The organism is Stenotrophomonas capsici, assembly GCF_034961085.1.
GTDB classification, from domain to species: domain Bacteria; phylum Pseudomonadota; class Gammaproteobacteria; order Xanthomonadales; family Xanthomonadaceae; genus Stenotrophomonas; species Stenotrophomonas capsici.
The window spans coordinates 962,543-979,214 of record NZ_JAYFUH010000249.1 but is presented as its reverse complement, the minus strand read 5'-3'; the positions used below and the strand labels follow the sequence as shown (position 1 = coordinate 979,214).

Here is a 16,672-nt window from a genome sequence, read left to right as displayed (position 1 = left end):
CGTTTTTTGCTCAACCGGCCTCGATCGCCAGCGCGCCTGCGGTGGAGGCACGGATCTTTTCCTTGGCGCGTTCGCAGGCACCACCGCAATCCAGCCGCGAGGCTTCCAGCTGCGGCGGCAGGTGCTCGGCCAGGAAGTCGATGAACACGCGCACCGCCGGCAGCAGGCCGCGGCGGGAGGCGAACACGGCGTGGCAGATGCCCTGCGGCAGCGACCAGTCCGGCAACACCACTTCCAGCTCGCCGTTGCGCACCGCGTCGGCGCAGACGGTCTCCGGCAGCATCGTGATCCCGTAGCCGTCCTTGACCATCGACTGCAGCAGCGGGAAGTCGAAGCCGGCCACGCGCGGCTGCAGGTCCACGCGGCGCACCTCGCCACCGGGCCCATGCAGCTCCCAGCGCTGGCGCGCCTCGTCCTCGCTGATGCTCATGGTGACGTGGTTGGCCAGGTCTTCCGGCGCGGTCGGCCGGCCGGCCTTGTCCAGGTAGGCCGGGCTGGCCACCAGCAACTCCTGCACCTGGCCGAAGCTGCGCATCACCAGGCTGCCATCGTCGTCCAGACGCGAGCGCACGCGCAGGGCGACGTCGTAGCCCTCATTGATGATGTCCACCCGGCGGTTGCTGATGTTCAGCTGCAGCCGCACCTTGGGGTACTGCTCCAGGAACTTCGGCAGCAGCCTGGGCAGCTGCATCTGCGCCAGTGACACCGGCACGCTCGCACGGACCAGGCCACGCGGTTCGGCACTGAGCCGGTCCACCACCTCGCGGGCGGCCTGCGCCTCGGTCAGCATCGTCTGGGCATGCCGATGCACGCTCATGCCGACATCGGTGACCGCGAAACGTCGCGTCGAACGCTGCAGCAAGCGCACGCCCAGATCGGTTTCCAGCTGGCTGATGCGCCGGCTCAGGCGTGACTTGGGGATGCCCAGGGCGCGCTCGGCCGCCGCAAAACCGCCGTGGTCCACGACCATTGCGAAGTAATAGAGGTCGTTGAGGTCCTGCATGAATTGATCCCAGAATTGGAACGAATCATGAAATTCAAACAGCTTTGTCCTGATTTTACAAATCAGACCCCAAACAGTCCTATTTAAGGAACCCCATCCCGCCGCGCAGCGTTCCAGAAATGCTTACGGTTCAATATGTTCCGTTCAGGCCACGAAAAAGCCCGCCATGCGGCGGGCTGTTCCGGAATCGGCCAGATGCGCAACACGCCGTCAGCCGATGCGCTCCGCGCCGCCCATGTAGGGCTGCAGCACGGCGGGGATGCTGATGGAACCATCGGCGTTCTGGTAGTTCTCCATCACCGCGATCATCGCCCGGCCCACCGCCACGCCCGAGCCATTGAGCGTGTGCAGCAGCTCCGGCTTGCCGGTTGCAGGGTTGCGCCAGCGCGCCTGCATGCGGCGGGCCTGGAAGTCGCCACAGTTCGAGCAGGAGGAGATCTCGCGATAGGTCTGCTGCGACGGCAGCCAGACTTCCAGGTCGTAGGTCTTCACCGCCGAGAAGCCCATGTCACCGGTGCACAGCAGCACCTTGCGGTACGGCAAGCCCAGCTGCTGCAGCACGGTCTCGGCGCACTGGGTCATGCGCTGGTGCTCGGCCTCGCTCTCCTCGGCCCGGCACGCGCTGACCAGCTCGACCTTCTCGAACTGGTGCTGGCGGATCATGCCGCGCACGTCGCGGCCACCGCTGCCAGCCTCGGAACGGAAGCACATCGAATGCGCGGTCATGCGCAGCGGCAGGCGCTCGGCCTCGATGATCTCGTCGCGCACGATGTTGGTCAACGGCACTTCCGAGGTGGGGATCAGGTAACGCGTGGACTCGCCCAGCGCGGTCTTGAACAGGTCTTCCTCGAACTTCGGCAGCTGGCCGGTGCCGCGCAACGAGTCGGCGTTGACCAGCACCGGCACGTTGGTTTCCTCGTAGCCGTGCTCGTTGCTGTGCAGGTTGAGCATGAACTGGCCCAGCGCACGGTGCAGCCGCGCGAGCTGGCCACGCAGCACGGTGAAGCGCGCGCCGGACAGCTTGGCGGCGGTTTCAGCGTCCAGCCAGCCATCACGGGCACCCAGCTCGACATGGTCCTTGACCGGGAAATCGAACGTGCGCGGCGTACCCCAGCGCAGCTGCTCGACGTTGTCGCTCTCGTCCTTGCCGGCGGGCACATCGTCCGCCGGGAGGTTGGGGATGCCCATCGACAGCATCTCGATCTTCTCGCGCAGCACGTCGAGCTGGGCTTCGGAGGCCTTCAGCTCGTCGGCGAAGCCGGCCACCTCGGCCATGATCGCCGACACGTCCTCGCCCTTCGCCTTGGCCTGGCCGATCGCCTTGGAACGGCTGTTGCGCAGGCTCTGCAGCTCCTGGGTACGGACCTGGATGCGCTTGCGGTCCGCCTCGAGGGCCTCGAACGCACTCACGTCCAACGCGTAGCCGCGCGTATCGCGCAGGCGCTGTGCAAGTTCGGCGGGTTGCTGGCGAAGAAGGGCTGGATCAAGCATGGGAGGCACTGTGTACGGATGTGAAAGGGGATTATCGCGCGAACGGCGTCCGTCTGCCGCGCTTTGTCCATCCTGTGCCAGAATCGTCTCGTTCAATCCGGTCAAGCCCATGCCCGCCTCTTCTTCCCGCTCCGACCAGAACATCACCTTCCATCTGCCACGCAGCAGCCTGAAAATCGCCGGCATCGCCTTTGCCGTGGGCCTGCTGCTGTTTGTCGTGGTCTGGCTCAACGCGCGTCGCAACAACGACTTCTACCGCGCCGACCCGGCCCAGCCGCAGACCGCCGTAGCCGAACTGGCCCCGCTGCCGGCCCCGTTGCCCGCCGGTGCGGGTGCGGCCGACATGCCCGAGGCCCGCCCGGCGCCGGTCGAGGAGAAACCCGAGCTGGTCGAGGCACCGCCCGCCCCGCCGCCGCAACCAATCGCCGAAACCGCGCCCACGCAAAGCCCGGCCGGTGACGCGCCGGCGCCGGTCGCGGCAACCCCCACCGACCGTCCCAGCCCCCTGCCCGGGCAGCGTCCGCCCGAGTACCCGCCGGCCGCCCTGCGCCGTGGCGACAGCGGCACGGTGGTGGTGCAGGTCGTGGTCGGCGTGGATGGCACCGCACTGGATGCGCGCGTCATCCAACGCAGTGGCTCGCGTGACCTCGACCGTGCGGCACTGGATGCCGTGCGTGGCTGGCGTTTCCAGCCGGCGCTGAGCAATGGCCAACCGATGCAGGCCAGCCTGGATATCCCGTTCGATTTCAAACCGGCTCAGTAAGCTGAACCATCGCCCGCGCCAGGGCGATGGGTTTAGGCCCGGCTCACCGCCGGCGGACCAGACTGGCGGCGTCGAGTCACTACCGAGACGCCCCGTCGATGTCCAGCATCCCGCATGACCAAACCAGTGCAGACACCACCGGCCGCGGCACCCATGCCGTGGCCGGTTGGCTGTGGGCGTTGCTGGCGGCCGGGATGCTGGCGCTGCTGCTGATGGGATGGCAGGCAACGCATCCGGCCGTATTGATCGAAGCCGTGCCCCCGGCCATGCCGGCGGCCAGCCCGCCCCTGGCAGCCAAGCCGCAACCCGCACCGGCGGTGATCGACATGGACGCCGAACCGATCGTCGGCAACCCGATGCCGCGCTATCCGGCCGACGTGCTTGACGCGGGCATCGAAGGCGACGTGATCGCGCGCCTGCAGATCGACAGCAGCGGCCGGGTGACCGACGCCGTCATCGTCTCGCACCAGGGCCAGCAGGACGTGCGTCTGGACCAAGCCGCCATCGAAGCCCTGCTGCAATGGCGCTTCCACCCTGCCCTGCGCGATGGCAAGGCCATCGCCAGCGTCGTGCAGGTCCCGGTGGAGTTCAGGACCGGGCGCTGAGCCCGAAGCCAGCGCCGCTGGCCAACTGGTCGAAGCCCGGGAACGACGTCGCCACATTGGCCACGTCATTGATGCGCACCTCGCCGGTGCTCAGCTGGCCGGCAATGGCGAATGCCATCGAGATGCGATGGTCACCATGGCTTTCGATGGTGCCACTGCCCAGCACGCCTCCGTGGATGGTCGCGCCGTCATCGGTTTCGTCCACACGCAGGCCCAAGGTGCGCAGGCCGGTGGCCATCGCCGCCAGGCGGTCGGATTCCTTGACCCGCAGCTCGGCCGCGCCGGTCACCACGGTCTGTCCTTCTGCCGCCGCCGCGGCGACGAACAGCGCCGGGAACTCATCGATCATGTCCGGCACCACGGCTTCGGGAATCTGCGCGCCCTTCAGCGGTGCATGACGCACGACCAGATCCGCCACGGCTTCGCCACCGTGCTCGGCGTGGTTTTCCTCGGTGATGTCCGCGCCCATCAGGCGCAACGCGGTCAGCAGGCCGGCCCGGCGCGGGTTCAACCCGACCGAACGCAGCCGCACATGCGAACCCGGGATGATGCTGGCTGCCACGATGAAGAACGCCGCCGAGGAGAAGTCCGCCGGCACCGCGATATCGGTCGCGCGCAGGCGCTGGCCACCACGCAGGCGCGCCTTGCCCGGTTCGAAATCGATCTCCACGCCGAACGCACGCAACATGCGCTCGGTGTAGTCGCGGGTCGGGTGCGGTTCGACCACGGTGGTTTCGCCCTGCGCGTACAGGCCAGCCAGCAGCAGCGCCGACTTGACCTGGGCACTGGCCACCGGCAGTTCGTAATGGATGCCCTGCAGCGTCTGGCCACCGTGGATATGCAACGGCGGGGTGCCGTCGTCCTGGGTGTCGATGCGGGCGCCCATCTGCGCCAGCGGCACGGTCACCCGGCGCATAGGGCGCTTGGTCAGCGATTCGTCGCCCACCAGGGTGCTGTCGAACGGCTGCGCGGCCAACAGGCCGGCGAGCAGGCGCATGCCGGTGCCAGCATTGCCGCAGTCCAGCTCGCGTTGCGGGGCTTTCAGGCCATCCACGCCCACGCCGTGCACGATGCGCTGTGACGGTGACGGGGTTTCAAAGCGCACGCCCATTTCGGCGAAGATGGCCGCCGTGGCGCGGGTGTCCTCGCCTTCCAGGAAGCCGTCGATGTGCGAGACGCCATCGGCCAGCGCGGCGAACATCACCGAGCGGTGCGAGACCGACTTGTCGCCGGGAATGGTCAAGGTGCCCTGCAGGGCCGATCCTTTGCGTGCAATCCAGTAAGGCTGGGAACTCATGCGGGCTCTCTAAACGTTCTTTTCTTCCCGGCGCCATGCGGGAAGCGGGGGCTGAAGGCGGATCAACGGTCACGGGCTGGAACTGCCCCACCCGCCCTTCGGGCACCTTCCCCCGCCTGGGGGGAAGGGACAGGTCTGCGTCCGGGACGCGATCAGGGCACGGCGACCGGATAGGAACCGAGTACCTTGATCTGCGCCGAATGGGCCTTGAGTTCGGCCAGCGCGGCCTGCATCGATTCATCCTCGATGTGACCGGCCAGGTCGATGAAGAAACCGTACTCCCACTTGGCCTGGTGCGACGGCCGCGACTCGATGCGGTTCATGCTGATGCCATGGCGCGCGAACGGACTGAGCACGTCGAACAGTGCACCGGGCTTGTCGTGGATGAACACCAGCACCGAGGTGCGGTCATGGCCGGAGGACGGGAACAGCTGGCGACCGATCACCAAAAAGCGCGTGGTGTTGTCCGCATCATTCTGGATCGGCTTGGTCACCACCTTTTTCAGGCCGTAGACATGGCCGGCGCTCTCGCCGCCAATGGCGGCCGCGTCATCGGCATTGCGGGCGCGGCGTGCGCCTTCGGCATTGCTCGATACCGGGATCTTCTCGGCCTTGGGCAGGTTGGCACGCAGCCAGGACGAGGTCTGCATGAACGACTGCGGGTGCGCGTAGATGCGCTCGATGTCCTCGAGGCGACCGCTGCGCGACATCAGGAACTGCTGCACGCGCAGTTCCACCTCACCGCAGATCTTGAGGTTGGAGGTCAGGAACATGTCCAGCGTGATCTGGATGGTGCCCTGCCCGGAATTCTCCACCGGCACCACGCCGAAGTCGGCGTTGCCGGCTTCCACTTCCTGGAACACTTCCTCGATGCTGGCCATCGGCAGGCCCATCGCCGAGCGGCCGAAATGCTTGAGCACGGCCTGCTGGCTGAAGGTGCCTTCCGGGCCGAGGTAGCCGATCTTCAGCGGCTCCTGCTGGGCCAGGCAGGCGGACATGATCTCGCGGAACACGTGCACCAGCACTTCATCGCTGAGCGGGCCTTCGTTGCGGTCCACCACCATGCGCAGCACCTGCGCCTCGCGCTCGGGACGGTAGTAGTCCACGGCGGCGGCGAGCTTGCCCTTGGCCTTGCCGACCTGGTGGGCGAACTCGGCGCGCTCGGCGATCAACGCCTGGATGCTGCGGTCGATGTGGTCGATCTTGGCGCGCACATCGGCCAGTACCGGCTTGGCGATGGCACCGGCGGCGGGCTTCTTCTCGGCCGGCTTGGCGGCCTTCTTCGCGATGGCCGGCTTGGCCTTGGCGGGGGTCTTGGGCGGCTTGCTTGCCATCAATCATTTACCTGTTGCGGGCCGGCGCACGGCGCACGGCGTTGTTGGGGGCTCAGCCGTTGCGCTGCTGGAAATCACGCATGAACGCGGCCAGCGCCTGCGCGCCCTCCAGCGGCATGGCGTTGTAGATCGAGGCGCGGATGCCACCGACCGCCTTGTGCCCCTTCAGGGCCAGCAGGCCGGCGGCCTTGGATTCGCTGACGAAGCGCGCATCGAGTTCTTCGCTGGGCAGGAAGAACGGGATGTTCATGCGCGAGCGCACCGCCGGCACCACTTCGTTGCGGTAGAAGCCGCCGGAGCCGTCGATGGCGTCGTAGATCGCGGCCGACTTGGCCTGGCTGAGGCGGGCGAAGGCCTCCACGCCGCCCTGGGCAAGCATCCACTTGAACATCAGCCCGGCCAGGTACCAGTTCCAGGTCGGCGGGGTGTTGAGCATGGAATCGCGCGCCACGTGCGAGCGGTAGTCGAAGATGTCCGCGCGCGGCTGGCCGGCGCGTTCGAGCAGGTCACGGCGGATGATCACCACCGCGATGCCGACCGGGCCGAGGTTCTTCTGCGCACCGGCGTAGATCACGCCGTAACGCGAGACGTCGATCGGCTCGGAGGCGATCGAGGAACTGAAATCGGCGATCAGCGGCACCTCGCCCACGTCCGGCACGTCGCGGAATTCGACGCCGTGGATGGTTTCGTTGGCGGTGATGTGCACGTAGGCCGCGTCGGGCGACAACTGCCACTGCGCCACCGGCGGGATGTCGTGGAAGCCGCCGGCTTCACCGCTGGCGGCCACGTGCGCATCGACATAGGGCTTGGCCTGCTTGACCGCGGTCTTGCCCCAATGGCCGGTGACCACGTAGTCGGCACGCTGGCCCGGGCTGGCGAAGTTCAGCGGCAGCAGCGCCTGCTGGGTGGTGGCGCCACCGCCCAGGAACAGCACGGCATAGTCATCGGGGATGCCGACCAGCATGCGCAGGTCGGCTTCGGCCTGCGCCGCCACGGCCATGAAGTCCGCGCTGCGGTGGCTGATCTCGACGATGGATGCGCCTACGCCATTCCATTCCAACATTTCCTCCTGCGCCTGGCGGAGGACTTGCTCCGGCAGCGTTGCAGGGCCGGCACTGAAATTGAATGCGCGCGTCATGACACACCTGTTGGGCAGAACCCCTAGTATGCCGCAGCGCAACAGCCTTTGGGGGCGCAGAAAAAGTTGCATCTGCACCCAATTGGACCGCTGCCGAGCCGGCCAGGGCGCGGCCGGCGCGCGGGCTCAGCGGGCGCCGTACAGCAGCAGGGCGCTGATCGCCGCGCCCAGCAACAGGGCGCTGAGCAGCAACCAGGGCCAGCGCCGCGGACGCCGCGGCGCGGCCGTGGCGGCCGCTTCAGCCGGCTCGGCCGGCGCTTCCTCTTCGACCGCAAGCACCGCCGCCAGGCTTGCGGGGTTCAGCGGCATCTCCAGCACGAAGCGGTGCCCGCCGTCGAACACGACCTGATCACCGGCCTGCAGCCAGCAGTTGCGTACCGCCACGCCATTGACCAGCGCCCCGTCGGCCGAACCGAGGTCACGCAGCAGCACCTTGTCGTCGTGGCGCTCGAAGCGGGCATGGCGTGCGGTGAAGGTGGGGTCGTCGATGACGATGTCATTGGTGGCTTCGCTGCCGATGCCACGGGACCGATCCAGGGTGAAACTGCGGCCATGGTGGCGGCCACCGACGCCACGCAGCAGCACGCGCTGGTCATCACCCGGCTCGGCGACGGCCTCGGGCACCTGCCCGGCCGGCTCGCATTGGCCGCGCAGCAGCATCTCCGCCCCATCGGCGTAGACCGAATCACCGGCGCGCAGCTGCGCCATCCGGCGCACCGGGCGGCCGTTGACGTGGATGCCGCGGACGCCATGGCGACCTGCAACCAGACGCCGCGCTGGTCGACGCAGAACTGTGCCAGCAACATCGGACCGACGCTGTCATCGCCCAGCCGGACCTGCCCGGATGCATGGCGCACGATGCGCTGGACGCCCGGACTCAAGGGCTGGTCGGGCTGCTGGCGGTTGCTGAAATGGACTTGCAGGATAGGCACCGCGGCAGACTAGCAGGTCGGCCTGCCGCGCAGAAGGTGCCACGGCGCCCGGAGCAGGCCGCGCAGGTCCTACAATGCCCTCCCTTCAACCCGACGCCGTATCGCAGGAACGCTTCATGTCCACCATCGACATCCGCCACGCCCACAGCCTGTCCGAAGACAACGCCCGCTCCGCCATCGCCGAAGTGGCGCAGAAGCTGCAGGAGCGCTTCGACGTCACCACGCGCTGGGAAGGCCAGGTGCTGCACTTCGCCCGTTCCGGCGTGGAAGGCGGCATCGAACTGCTGCCCGGCGCGGTGCGGGTCAAGGCTGAACTGGGCTTCCTGTTGTCCGCGATGAAGGGCATGGTGGAATCGGAAATCCAGCGCGTGCTGGCCGAAAAGCTTGGCTGAGCCTCCATCACGCCAAGCACGCATCCCACTCGTTACGGTGTTGCCCAAGGTTTCGTCCCCACAGGAGCACCGTCATGAGCGCATATGAACGTCGTCCCGGTGACGACGGCGGCAGCAGCCCCGGCCTGCAGCACCAGGCCGAGCGTATCGGCCGCAGGATGACCGAATCGGCCCAGCAGGTCTGGCTGGCTGGGCTGGGCGCATTGGCCCGGGCGCAGAACGAGGGCAGCCGCCTGTTCGATTCACTGGTCAAGGAAGGCGAGGCCGCCGAAGAGCGCAGCCGCGAGGAGTCCGCGCGCGGCGAAAGCCTGCGCGACACCGTTGAGAACACCCTGGGCCAGGCGCGCGAACGCGCCGCCGGCACCTGGGACCGGGTGGAGAAGAACTTCGAGGACCGCGTGCACCGGGTGCTGCGCCGGATGGACATCCCCAGCCGCTCGGACATCGAGGCGCTGAACGAGCGCCTGGACGCGCTCAACCGGCGCCTGACCAAAGCCGAATCGCGCGCCGCGCACGCCGCTTCGCCACCGCATGAAGATTGATGTTGCATAGCAGCAAAAGTTGCGCAAGAATCCATTGACCCGCCAGCAGTACCGCGCCGTTTGTCTCCCTCCCCTCACGGCTCCGGATGGCGGGTTTTTCATGCCTGCGCTCCGGGAAAGATGCCCCGCGGGACGGTAAAGGCGACAATGGTCGGCCCGGCCAATCGCGCCATGAGAGCCGCCATGCAGACCCCGCTGCCCGACACCCCCACCCGCCACGACCAGCACGGCCGCTACCCGCGCGCCGAAACCGTGGAGGACTTCCGCCACAACCTGGAGGCCATCCAGGCCCGGATCGATGCCGCCTGCGCGCGCGCCGGCCGCGACCGCGGCAGCGTGCGGCTGTTGCCGGTCAGCAAGACCATCGACGAGGCCCACATCCGCCTGGCCTATCAGGCCGGCTGCCGCCTGCTGGGTGAGAACAAGGTGCAGGAAGCCCACCACAAGTGGGAGGCGATGCAGGACCTGCACGACCTGCAGTGGTCGGTGATCGGCCACCTGCAGACCAACAAGGCCAAGCTGGTGGCGCGCTTCGCCAGCGAGTTCCAGGCCTTGGACAGCCTGCGCCTGGCCGAGACCCTGGACCGTCGCCTGCAGCTGGAAGGCCGCTCGCTGGATGTTTACGTGCAGGTCAACACCTCCGGCGAGGACAGCAAGTTCGGCCTGGCACCGGCCGACGTGCCGGCCTTCCTCCAGGCCCTGCCGCAATTCGGCAGCCTGCGCGTGCGCGGCCTGATGACCCTGGCGCTGTTCTCAGCCGAGGCCGAGCGGGTGCGCCGCTGCTTCATCGAACTGCGCCAGCTCCGCGACCGCCTGCGCCAGCAAGCGCCTGCCGATATCACGCTGGACGAACTGTCGATGGGCATGTCCGGTGACTTCGAGATCGCCATCGAGGAAGGCGCCACGGTAGTCCGCGTCGGGCAGGCCATCTTCGGTGCAAGAACGGTGCCGGACAGCCACTACTGGCCGGGTTGAGCACGCGCGCGGGGAGCGTCCCCGGCAGCGCCCTGACGGCTTTCGCAAAAGCTGCAATTGGCCCTTCTTACGGTCGTGAAGGAAGCTAGACTGAGGCCCCCTGTCTTCCGTTCCCTCGGGTAAATCGATGTTTTCCTGGATCCTGGCCCTGGTGCTCGCGCTGTTGATCTGGAGCCTTGCGGCCGCCTGGCTGTGGTTGGTCAAGCGCCGGGAAACCGAGATGAAGCACGGCCTGGCCGCGCTGGCCGGCATGCGCTGGCGCGAGTTCTCGCAGATCGTCCGTTCGGCGATGGCCGAGCGCCGTGGCCTGGTTGCCCTCAATGCCAGCGATGACAGCGAACGCGGCACCAGTAGCGACTTCCTGCTGCAGCGGGACGGCGAGCGCTGGCTGGTGTCGTGCAAGCACGGACGCGCGTATCGGTTTGATGCCTCGGCCGTGCACGAACTGGGCGCGGCGATGCGCCTGACCGGTGCGGTCGGCGGCCTGCTGCTGACCGAAGGCCAGGTGGACCGCGAGGGCGTGACCGAGGCCGGGCGGCAATCCATCGAGGTGATCGACGGGCGCGACCTGTGGCAGTTCCTCAAGCCCTACGTGCCGGACGAAGTTCGCGAAACGGTCACCGGCTTCGCGCGCCGCGAGGCCGTGCGCCACACCGGCATTGCCGGGCTCGCCGCCGTCACCCTGGGCCTGCTGGTCAGCATGGGCTACCTCACACTTCGCGACGAAGGCGCCAGCGGGGCGGCCACGCCGCGCGGCGCACCGGCAGCGTCGGCACGCGAAGGACGCCCGGAGCCGACCGGCAACGGTGCCGAAGCCGCGGCGCCGGCTGCCGCAACGCCCGCTGCCGCAGCCACACCGGTGGCCAGTGCCAACCCCGGCGACCTGGTCGCCGATCCCGACCCGCAGACGCTGCTGCGTTACCAGCAGTCGGTATCCAAGGCATTGGCGCGCACCCCGGGCGTGGTCAGCGGCATCTGGCAGACGCGCAGCACCCTTGCGGTGGAACGCAGTGGCGAGGATGCGGCAATCTGGCCATTGATCTGCGCCGAGCTGGAACGTTTCCCGGCGCTGCGTACCACCCGCGTGCAGCTCAACCCGCGTCCGGGCGTCGATGAGCCGGTGCGCTGGCGGCAGTGCCGCACGTTCTGAGCCGTAGGCGCGGCCCTGGCCGCCCCTACCGGTTGCCGGGCGCGAAGCGGGCGATCAGGTCGTAGGCATCGCCCAGGAACTTCTGTCGCACCCAGGTGATGGGCTGTTCGCCGCGCCAGGTCTGGCGATCGATGGTCAGGCAGGCGGTACCGGCCGGCACCTGCAGCAGGGCGGCTTCCTCGGCGGTGGCGGCCACCGCGCTGATGCGGTGCTCACCACGCGTCCAGGACACGTTCTGCAGCAGCCAGCTGCCCGGCGGCTGTACCGAGAAGTCCACTTCCAGCGTTTCGGGGACGGCCTCGGGATTGATCAGGCGCCGCTCCAGCGCCAGCGGCTTGCCGTCGGCCAGGTGCAGGCAGCGCATCGCCAGCAGCTTGCCGGCACCGACCAGCGCCAACTCCTCGGCCTGTCCTGCGCGGGCCTTGCGATGGGCGTGCTCCAGCAACTGGAAGCCATAGGCATGGCCGCGCTGGATGACCGACACCGCGATGTCCGGGATCTCCAGCGCCACGTGTTCCAGGTGCGGCGGCTGGCGCGCCACGAACGAACCGGCGCGGCGGCGGCGCTCGATCATGCCGCTCTCGGCCAGCGTGGTCAGCACCTTATTCACCGTCATCCGGGAACACCCGTACTGCTCCATCAACTCATGTTCGAAGGGAATGCGGTAGCCCGGCTCCCACTCGCCGCTGAGGATGCGGCTTTCGATGTCACTGCGGATGCGTTGGTTGAGGGTGGGAGCCTTCTTGCTCTTCACTCGCGATTCCTGAAATGGGCAACACCGTGTCGTCAGGCCAGTATCCGGCCAAGGGCGGCGCGGTAACGCAGGGTGATCGCTTCGCGATGCACGTGGCGGCCCCCCTGGACCAGCTCGCGACCGTTGCGCCAGACGCTGCGGAGGGCGCCATTACGTGCGGCGAACAGCCAACTGTCAAGCAAGGGATCCCCCTGTCGACCCTGCAGTGCCGGGTGTTCCGGATCCAGTTCGAGCAGGTCGGCCGGCGCGCCCACCTGCAACCCGCTGGCCACGCCCAGCACCTGCGCCGCGCCCTCACCGGCCTGCTGGTACAACCAGCGCCCGGTCGAGAGCACGCCCGGCGACAACACGTTGCGCCCCCGCAACGCCAGGCGCTGGCCGTACTCGAGCAGGCGCAGTTCCTCGGCTGCATCGATCAACACGTTCGAATCCGAGCCCACCCCGAACCGGCCGCCGGCCTGCACGAAGTCGCGCATCGGGAACAGGCCGTCGCCCAGGTTGGCCTCGGTGATCGGGCACAGCCCCACCACCGCTCCGCTGTCGGCGATCTGCTGCACTTCCCGCGCGGTGACGTGGGTGGCATGCACCAGGCACCAGCGCGGATCGACCGCGACGTGGTCGTACAACCACTCCACCGGACGCTGGCCGCTCCATGCCAGGCAGGCGTCGACCTCGCGGGTCTGCTCGGCGATATGGATGTGGATCGGGCCCTGCCCCATCGCCGCCAATGCCTGCAGTTCCTGTGGCGTACTGGCACGCAGGCTGTGCGGGGCCAGCCCCAGCACCGCATCGGGCGTCGTGGCCAGCACCCGCTGGCAGCCTTCGAGCAGGCGCGCGAAGCCATCCACGTCGTGCAGGAAGCGACGCTGGCCCGGCGTCGGCGCCACCCCGCCGAAATCGCTGTGCGCATAGAACACCGGCAGCAGGGTCAGACCCAGCCCGGTCTCGGCAGCGGCGGCGGCCACGCGCGCGGACATTTCCGCCGGATCGGCATAGCCGCTGCCATCCTGGGCGTGGTGCAGGTAGTGGAACTCGCCGACGCGGGTGAAGCCGCTTTCCAGCATCTCCATGTACGCCTGCGCGGCGATGGCCTGGAAGTCGTCCGGGTCGAGCCGGTCGAGGAAGCGGTACATCAGCTCGCGCCAGCTCCAGAAGCTGTCGCCCGAGCGCCCGCCCACTTCGGTCAGGCCAGCCATCGCGCGCTGGAACGCATGGCTGTGCAGGTTGCCGAGCCCGGCCACGACCGTGCCCAGCCGCCGGTCCCCGTCCTGCGCCGGCACCCCGGCCGTCACCGAAGTGATGCGCCCGGCCTGGCTTTCGATGCGCACGTCATGCGCCCAGCCATCGGCCAACAAGGCCTGCTGGGCATGGAAATGAACCGGTTGCGATGGGGATGGGGTGATCACTGGACACTCTCCGTTTTCGGTCGTTATTGTATATACAAATTCACCGGGATGAGTGCCCATGCGCTGCGACACGCTCTGGCAGAACGCCAACCTGATGACCCTGAACGATGCCAGCGGCGGCCTGGGCGTGGTCCGTGACGGCATGATCGCCGCCACCGAAGGTCGCATCGTATACGCCGGCCCGGCCAACACCGCCCCGGCATTCATACCGGCCGAGCGCATCGATTGCGGCGGCCGCTGGATCAGCCCCGGGCTGATCGACTGCCACACCCACCTGGTCTACGCGGGCAACCGCGCCGGCGAGTTCGAGCAGCGCCTGCAGGGCGTGAGCTACGCCGACATCGCCCGGGCCGGAGGCGGCATCGTCTCCACCGTGCGCGCCACCCGCGCCGCCGACGATGCCGGGCTGATCGCCGCCTCCCTGCCCCGCCTGGACGCGATGCTGGCCGAGGGCGTGACCACGATCGAGATCAAGTCCGGCTACGGCTTGAGCCTTCCCGACGAGCGCAAGCAGCTGCGTGTGGCCGCCGAACTGGGCAGGCTGCGCAAGGTGGAAGTGGTGCCGACCTTCCTCGGCGCGCATGCGGTACCGCCCGACCACGAGGCACAGGCCTACATCAACGACGTCAGTGCAGTGATGATCCCGGCCATCGCCGCCGAAGGCCTGGCCGAGGCGGTGGACATCTTCTGCGAGAACATCGCCTTCTCGCCGGCACAGGCGCAGCAGGTGTTCGAGGCCGCACGCGCGCACGGGCTGGCGATCAAGATCCACGCCGAGCAGCTGTCCAACCAGCATGGCGCCGAACTGGCCGCCCGCCACGGTGCGCTGTCCGCCGACCATATCGAACACCTCGACGATGCCGGCATCGCCGCCATGCGCACGGCCGGTACCGTCGCCGTGCTGTTGCCGGGCGCGTTCTACTTCACCCGCGAAACCGTGCTGCCGCCGATCCAGAAACTGCGCGACGCCGGCGTGCCGCTGGCCCTGGCCACCGACAGCAACCCCGGCACCTCGCCGCTGACCAGCCCGCTGCTGACCATGAACATGGGCGCGACCCTGTTCCGCCTGACCGTGGACGAATGCATCGCCGGCTTCACCCGCGAAGCCGCCCGCGCGCTGGGCCGCAGCGATCGCCTCGGCAGGCTGGTCGCCGGGATGGACTGCGACCTGGCCATCTGGGACATCGAGGCGCCCGCCGACCTGGTCTACCGCATCGGCTTCAATCCCCTGCATGCCCGCATCTGGCGCGGGCACGCGGCCTGACACCACGCACTACAACGCACCGCTTGGAGCATTCATGAGCACCACCCTGACCCTTCTTCCCGGCCACGTCCCGCTCGCGCAGTGGCGGCAGATCTACCGCGGCGCCAACGTGCAGCTGGACGCCTCGGCGCAGGCCGCCGTGCAGCGCAGCGCGCAGGTCGTGGCCGACATCGTCGCCAAGGGCGCGCCGGTGTACGGCATCAACACCGGCTTCGGCAAGCTGGCCAGCGTGCGCATCGAGCGCGAGGACCTGGAAACCCTGCAGCGCAACATCGTGCTCTCGCACGCCGCCGGCGTGGGTGAGCCGATGCCGGTCAACGTGGTGCGGCTGATGATGGCGCTCAAGCTGACCAGCCTGGCGCAGGGTGCTTCGGGCATCCGCCCGGAAACGCTGGCGCTGCTGGAAGCCATGCTGCAGAAGGACGTGGTGCCGGTGGTGCCGAGCCAGGGGTCTGTCGGTGCCTCGGGCGACCTGGCGCCGCTGTCGCACCTGGCCAGCGTGATGATCGGCGTGGGCGAAGCCTTCGTCGGTGGCGTGCGCATGCCGGCCGAACAGGCGCTGCAGCAGGCCGGCCTGGCACCGTTGGTGCTGGGCGCGAAGGAAGGGCTGGCCCTGCTCAACGGCACCCAGTACTCCACCGCATATGCGCTGGCCGGCCTGTTCGAGATCGAAGTCGTGTTCCAGAGCGCGCTGGTCACCGGTGCGTTGTCGGTGGAAGCAGCCAAGGGTTCGGATACTCCGTTCGACCCGCGCATCCACCGCATCCGCGGCCAGCACGGGCAGATCGCCACCGCCGCGGTACTGGGCCAGCTGATGCAGGGTTCGGCCATCCGCGAATCGCACCGTGACAACGACGTGCGCGTGCAGGACCCGTACTGCCTGCGCTGCCAGCCGCAGGTGATGGGCGCGGCACTGGACGTGATCCGCCAGGCCGCGACCACGCTGGAAATCGAAGCCAATGGCGTGTCCGACAACCCGCTGGTGTTCACCGATACCGGTGAGGCGTTGAGCGGCGGCAACTTCCACGCCGAACCGGTGGCCTTCGCCGCCGACATGCTGGCCATGGCGATCTGCGAGATCGGCTCGATCAGCGAGCGCCGCACCGCGATGCTGGTGGACCCGGCGTTGAGTGGCCTGCCGGCGTTCCTGACCCCGAAGCCGGGCCTGAACTCGGGCTTCATGATCCCGCAGGTGACCGCCGCGGCATTGGTGTCGGAGAACAAGCAGCGTGCCTACCCGGCCAGCGTGGATTCGATTCCCACTTCGGCCAACCAGGAAGACCACGTCTCGATGGCCGCGCATGGCGCGCGCCGCCTGATCGCGATGGCCGAGAACGCCGCCAACGTGATCGGCATCGAGCTGCTGGCTGCCGGCCAGGGTTGCGACTTCCATACGCCGCTGCGTTCGAGCGACGCACTGGAAGGCGTGCGTGCGCTGCTGCGTGCGCAGGTGCCGACGCTGCAGGACGACCGCTACTTCCACCCGGACATGGTCGCCGCCACCGAGTTGGTGCGCAGCGGCGCGCTGCTGGCGGGCCTGGGCGTGCAGTTGCCGGGCGTGGATGTGGCTGGCAACTGATTGCGTCGTATGTGGCATTGGGCGCACAGGGCTGGTTCTTCTGGCTT

15 protein-coding genes and 1 pseudogene are annotated in these 16,672 nt (G+C 68.3%); 8 read left to right on the top strand and 8 right to left on the bottom strand.

The window, feature by feature from the left end:
- Window positions 1-10: 10 nt before the first annotated feature.
- Entirely contained in the window at window positions 11-1,003 is a 993-nt protein-coding gene (locus VA603_RS17705) for a LysR family transcriptional regulator (protein WP_132864139.1), read from the bottom strand.
- A gap of 210 nt (window positions 1,004-1,213) precedes the next feature.
- Window positions 1,214-2,494, bottom strand: a complete 1,281-nt coding sequence (serS, locus tag VA603_RS17700; protein ID WP_132864140.1) for a serine--tRNA ligase — start codon at window positions 2,492-2,494, stop codon at window positions 1,214-1,216.
- Window positions 2,495-2,603: 109 nt separating this feature from the next.
- On the opposite strand from serS, the gene VA603_RS17695 reads away from it, so the two are divergent.
- The gene (locus VA603_RS17695; RefSeq protein WP_192288463.1) at window positions 2,604-3,257 is read left to right on the top strand and encodes an energy transducer TonB; all 654 of its coding nucleotides are present in this window, start codon (window positions 2,604-2,606) and stop codon (window positions 3,255-3,257) included.
- 98 nt (window positions 3,258-3,355) lie between these two features.
- The gene (locus VA603_RS17690) at window positions 3,356-3,862 is read left to right on the top strand and encodes an energy transducer TonB (RefSeq protein WP_323439597.1); all 507 of its coding nucleotides are present in this window, start codon (window positions 3,356-3,358) and stop codon (window positions 3,860-3,862) included.
- Here VA603_RS17690 and aroA read toward each other — a convergent pair.
- The 4 genes and pseudogenes from aroA to VA603_RS17670 all read right to left on the bottom strand — a co-directional run bounded on the left by aroA (window position 3,846) and on the right by VA603_RS17670 (window position 8,563).
- Window positions 3,846-5,159 (bottom strand): 3-phosphoshikimate 1-carboxyvinyltransferase, encoded by a 1,314-nt coding sequence (gene aroA, locus VA603_RS17685; RefSeq protein WP_323439596.1) that lies wholly within the window; start codon window positions 5,157-5,159, stop codon window positions 3,846-3,848. The two genes, VA603_RS17690 and aroA, sit on opposite strands and share 17 nt — an antisense overlap.
- 152 nt (window positions 5,160-5,311) lie before the next feature.
- The gene (gene pheA, locus VA603_RS17680; protein WP_192288461.1) at window positions 5,312-6,493 is read right to left on the bottom strand and encodes a prephenate dehydratase; all 1,182 of its coding nucleotides are present in this window, start codon (window positions 6,491-6,493) and stop codon (window positions 5,312-5,314) included.
- Between the two features lie 52 nt (window positions 6,494-6,545).
- Window positions 6,546-7,631: a 3-phosphoserine/phosphohydroxythreonine transaminase gene (gene serC / locus VA603_RS17675; protein ID WP_132864145.1), complete on the bottom strand. Its 1,086-nt coding sequence runs from the start codon at window positions 7,629-7,631 to the stop codon at window positions 6,546-6,548.
- Between the two features lie 126 nt (window positions 7,632-7,757).
- Window positions 7,758-8,563 (bottom strand): annotated as a pseudogene (locus tag VA603_RS17670) (FHA domain-containing protein).
- Between the two features lie 116 nt (window positions 8,564-8,679).
- Between VA603_RS17670 and VA603_RS17665 the strand changes: the two are divergent.
- The 4 genes from VA603_RS17665 to VA603_RS17650 all read left to right on the top strand — a co-directional run bounded on the left by VA603_RS17665 (window position 8,680) and on the right by VA603_RS17650 (window position 11,622).
- Window positions 8,680-8,955, top strand: coding sequence for a polyhydroxyalkanoic acid system family protein (locus VA603_RS17665; RefSeq protein ID WP_132864147.1), 276 nt, complete (start codon window positions 8,680-8,682; stop codon window positions 8,953-8,955).
- A 74-nt stretch (window positions 8,956-9,029) separates the two neighbouring features.
- Window positions 9,030-9,497 (top strand): phasin family protein, encoded by a 468-nt coding sequence (locus tag VA603_RS17660; RefSeq protein WP_323439595.1) that lies wholly within the window; start codon window positions 9,030-9,032, stop codon window positions 9,495-9,497.
- Between the two features lie 183 nt (window positions 9,498-9,680).
- Window positions 9,681-10,472, top strand: coding sequence for a YggS family pyridoxal phosphate-dependent enzyme (locus tag VA603_RS17655; protein ID WP_323439594.1), 792 nt, complete (start codon window positions 9,681-9,683; stop codon window positions 10,470-10,472).
- A 127-nt stretch (window positions 10,473-10,599) separates the two neighbouring features.
- Window positions 10,600-11,622: a restriction endonuclease gene (locus tag VA603_RS17650; protein WP_323439593.1), complete on the top strand. Its 1,023-nt coding sequence runs from the start codon at window positions 10,600-10,602 to the stop codon at window positions 11,620-11,622.
- A gap of 25 nt (window positions 11,623-11,647) precedes the next feature.
- Here VA603_RS17650 and hutC read toward each other — a convergent pair whose 3' ends face one another.
- Both hutC and VA603_RS17640 read right to left on the bottom strand, forming a co-directional pair.
- Entirely contained in the window at window positions 11,648-12,376 is a 729-nt protein-coding gene (gene hutC / locus VA603_RS17645) for a histidine utilization transcriptional repressor HutC (protein ID WP_132864151.1), read from the bottom strand.
- A 32-nt stretch (window positions 12,377-12,408) separates the two neighbouring features.
- Window positions 12,409-13,779 (bottom strand): formimidoylglutamate deiminase, encoded by a 1,371-nt coding sequence (locus VA603_RS17640; RefSeq protein ID WP_323439648.1) that lies wholly within the window; start codon window positions 13,777-13,779, stop codon window positions 12,409-12,411.
- 61 nt (window positions 13,780-13,840) lie between these two features.
- Here VA603_RS17640 and hutI point away from each other — a divergent pair, with 61 nt between their 5' ends.
- Both hutI and hutH read left to right on the top strand, forming a co-directional pair.
- Entirely contained in the window at window positions 13,841-15,046 is a 1,206-nt protein-coding gene (gene hutI / locus VA603_RS17635) for an imidazolonepropionase (RefSeq protein WP_323439592.1), read from the top strand.
- 34 nt (window positions 15,047-15,080) lie between these two features.
- Window positions 15,081-16,625, top strand: coding sequence for a histidine ammonia-lyase (hutH, locus tag VA603_RS17630; protein WP_323439591.1), 1,545 nt, complete (start codon window positions 15,081-15,083; stop codon window positions 16,623-16,625).
- The last annotated feature ends 47 nt before the right edge of the window (window positions 16,626-16,672 follow it).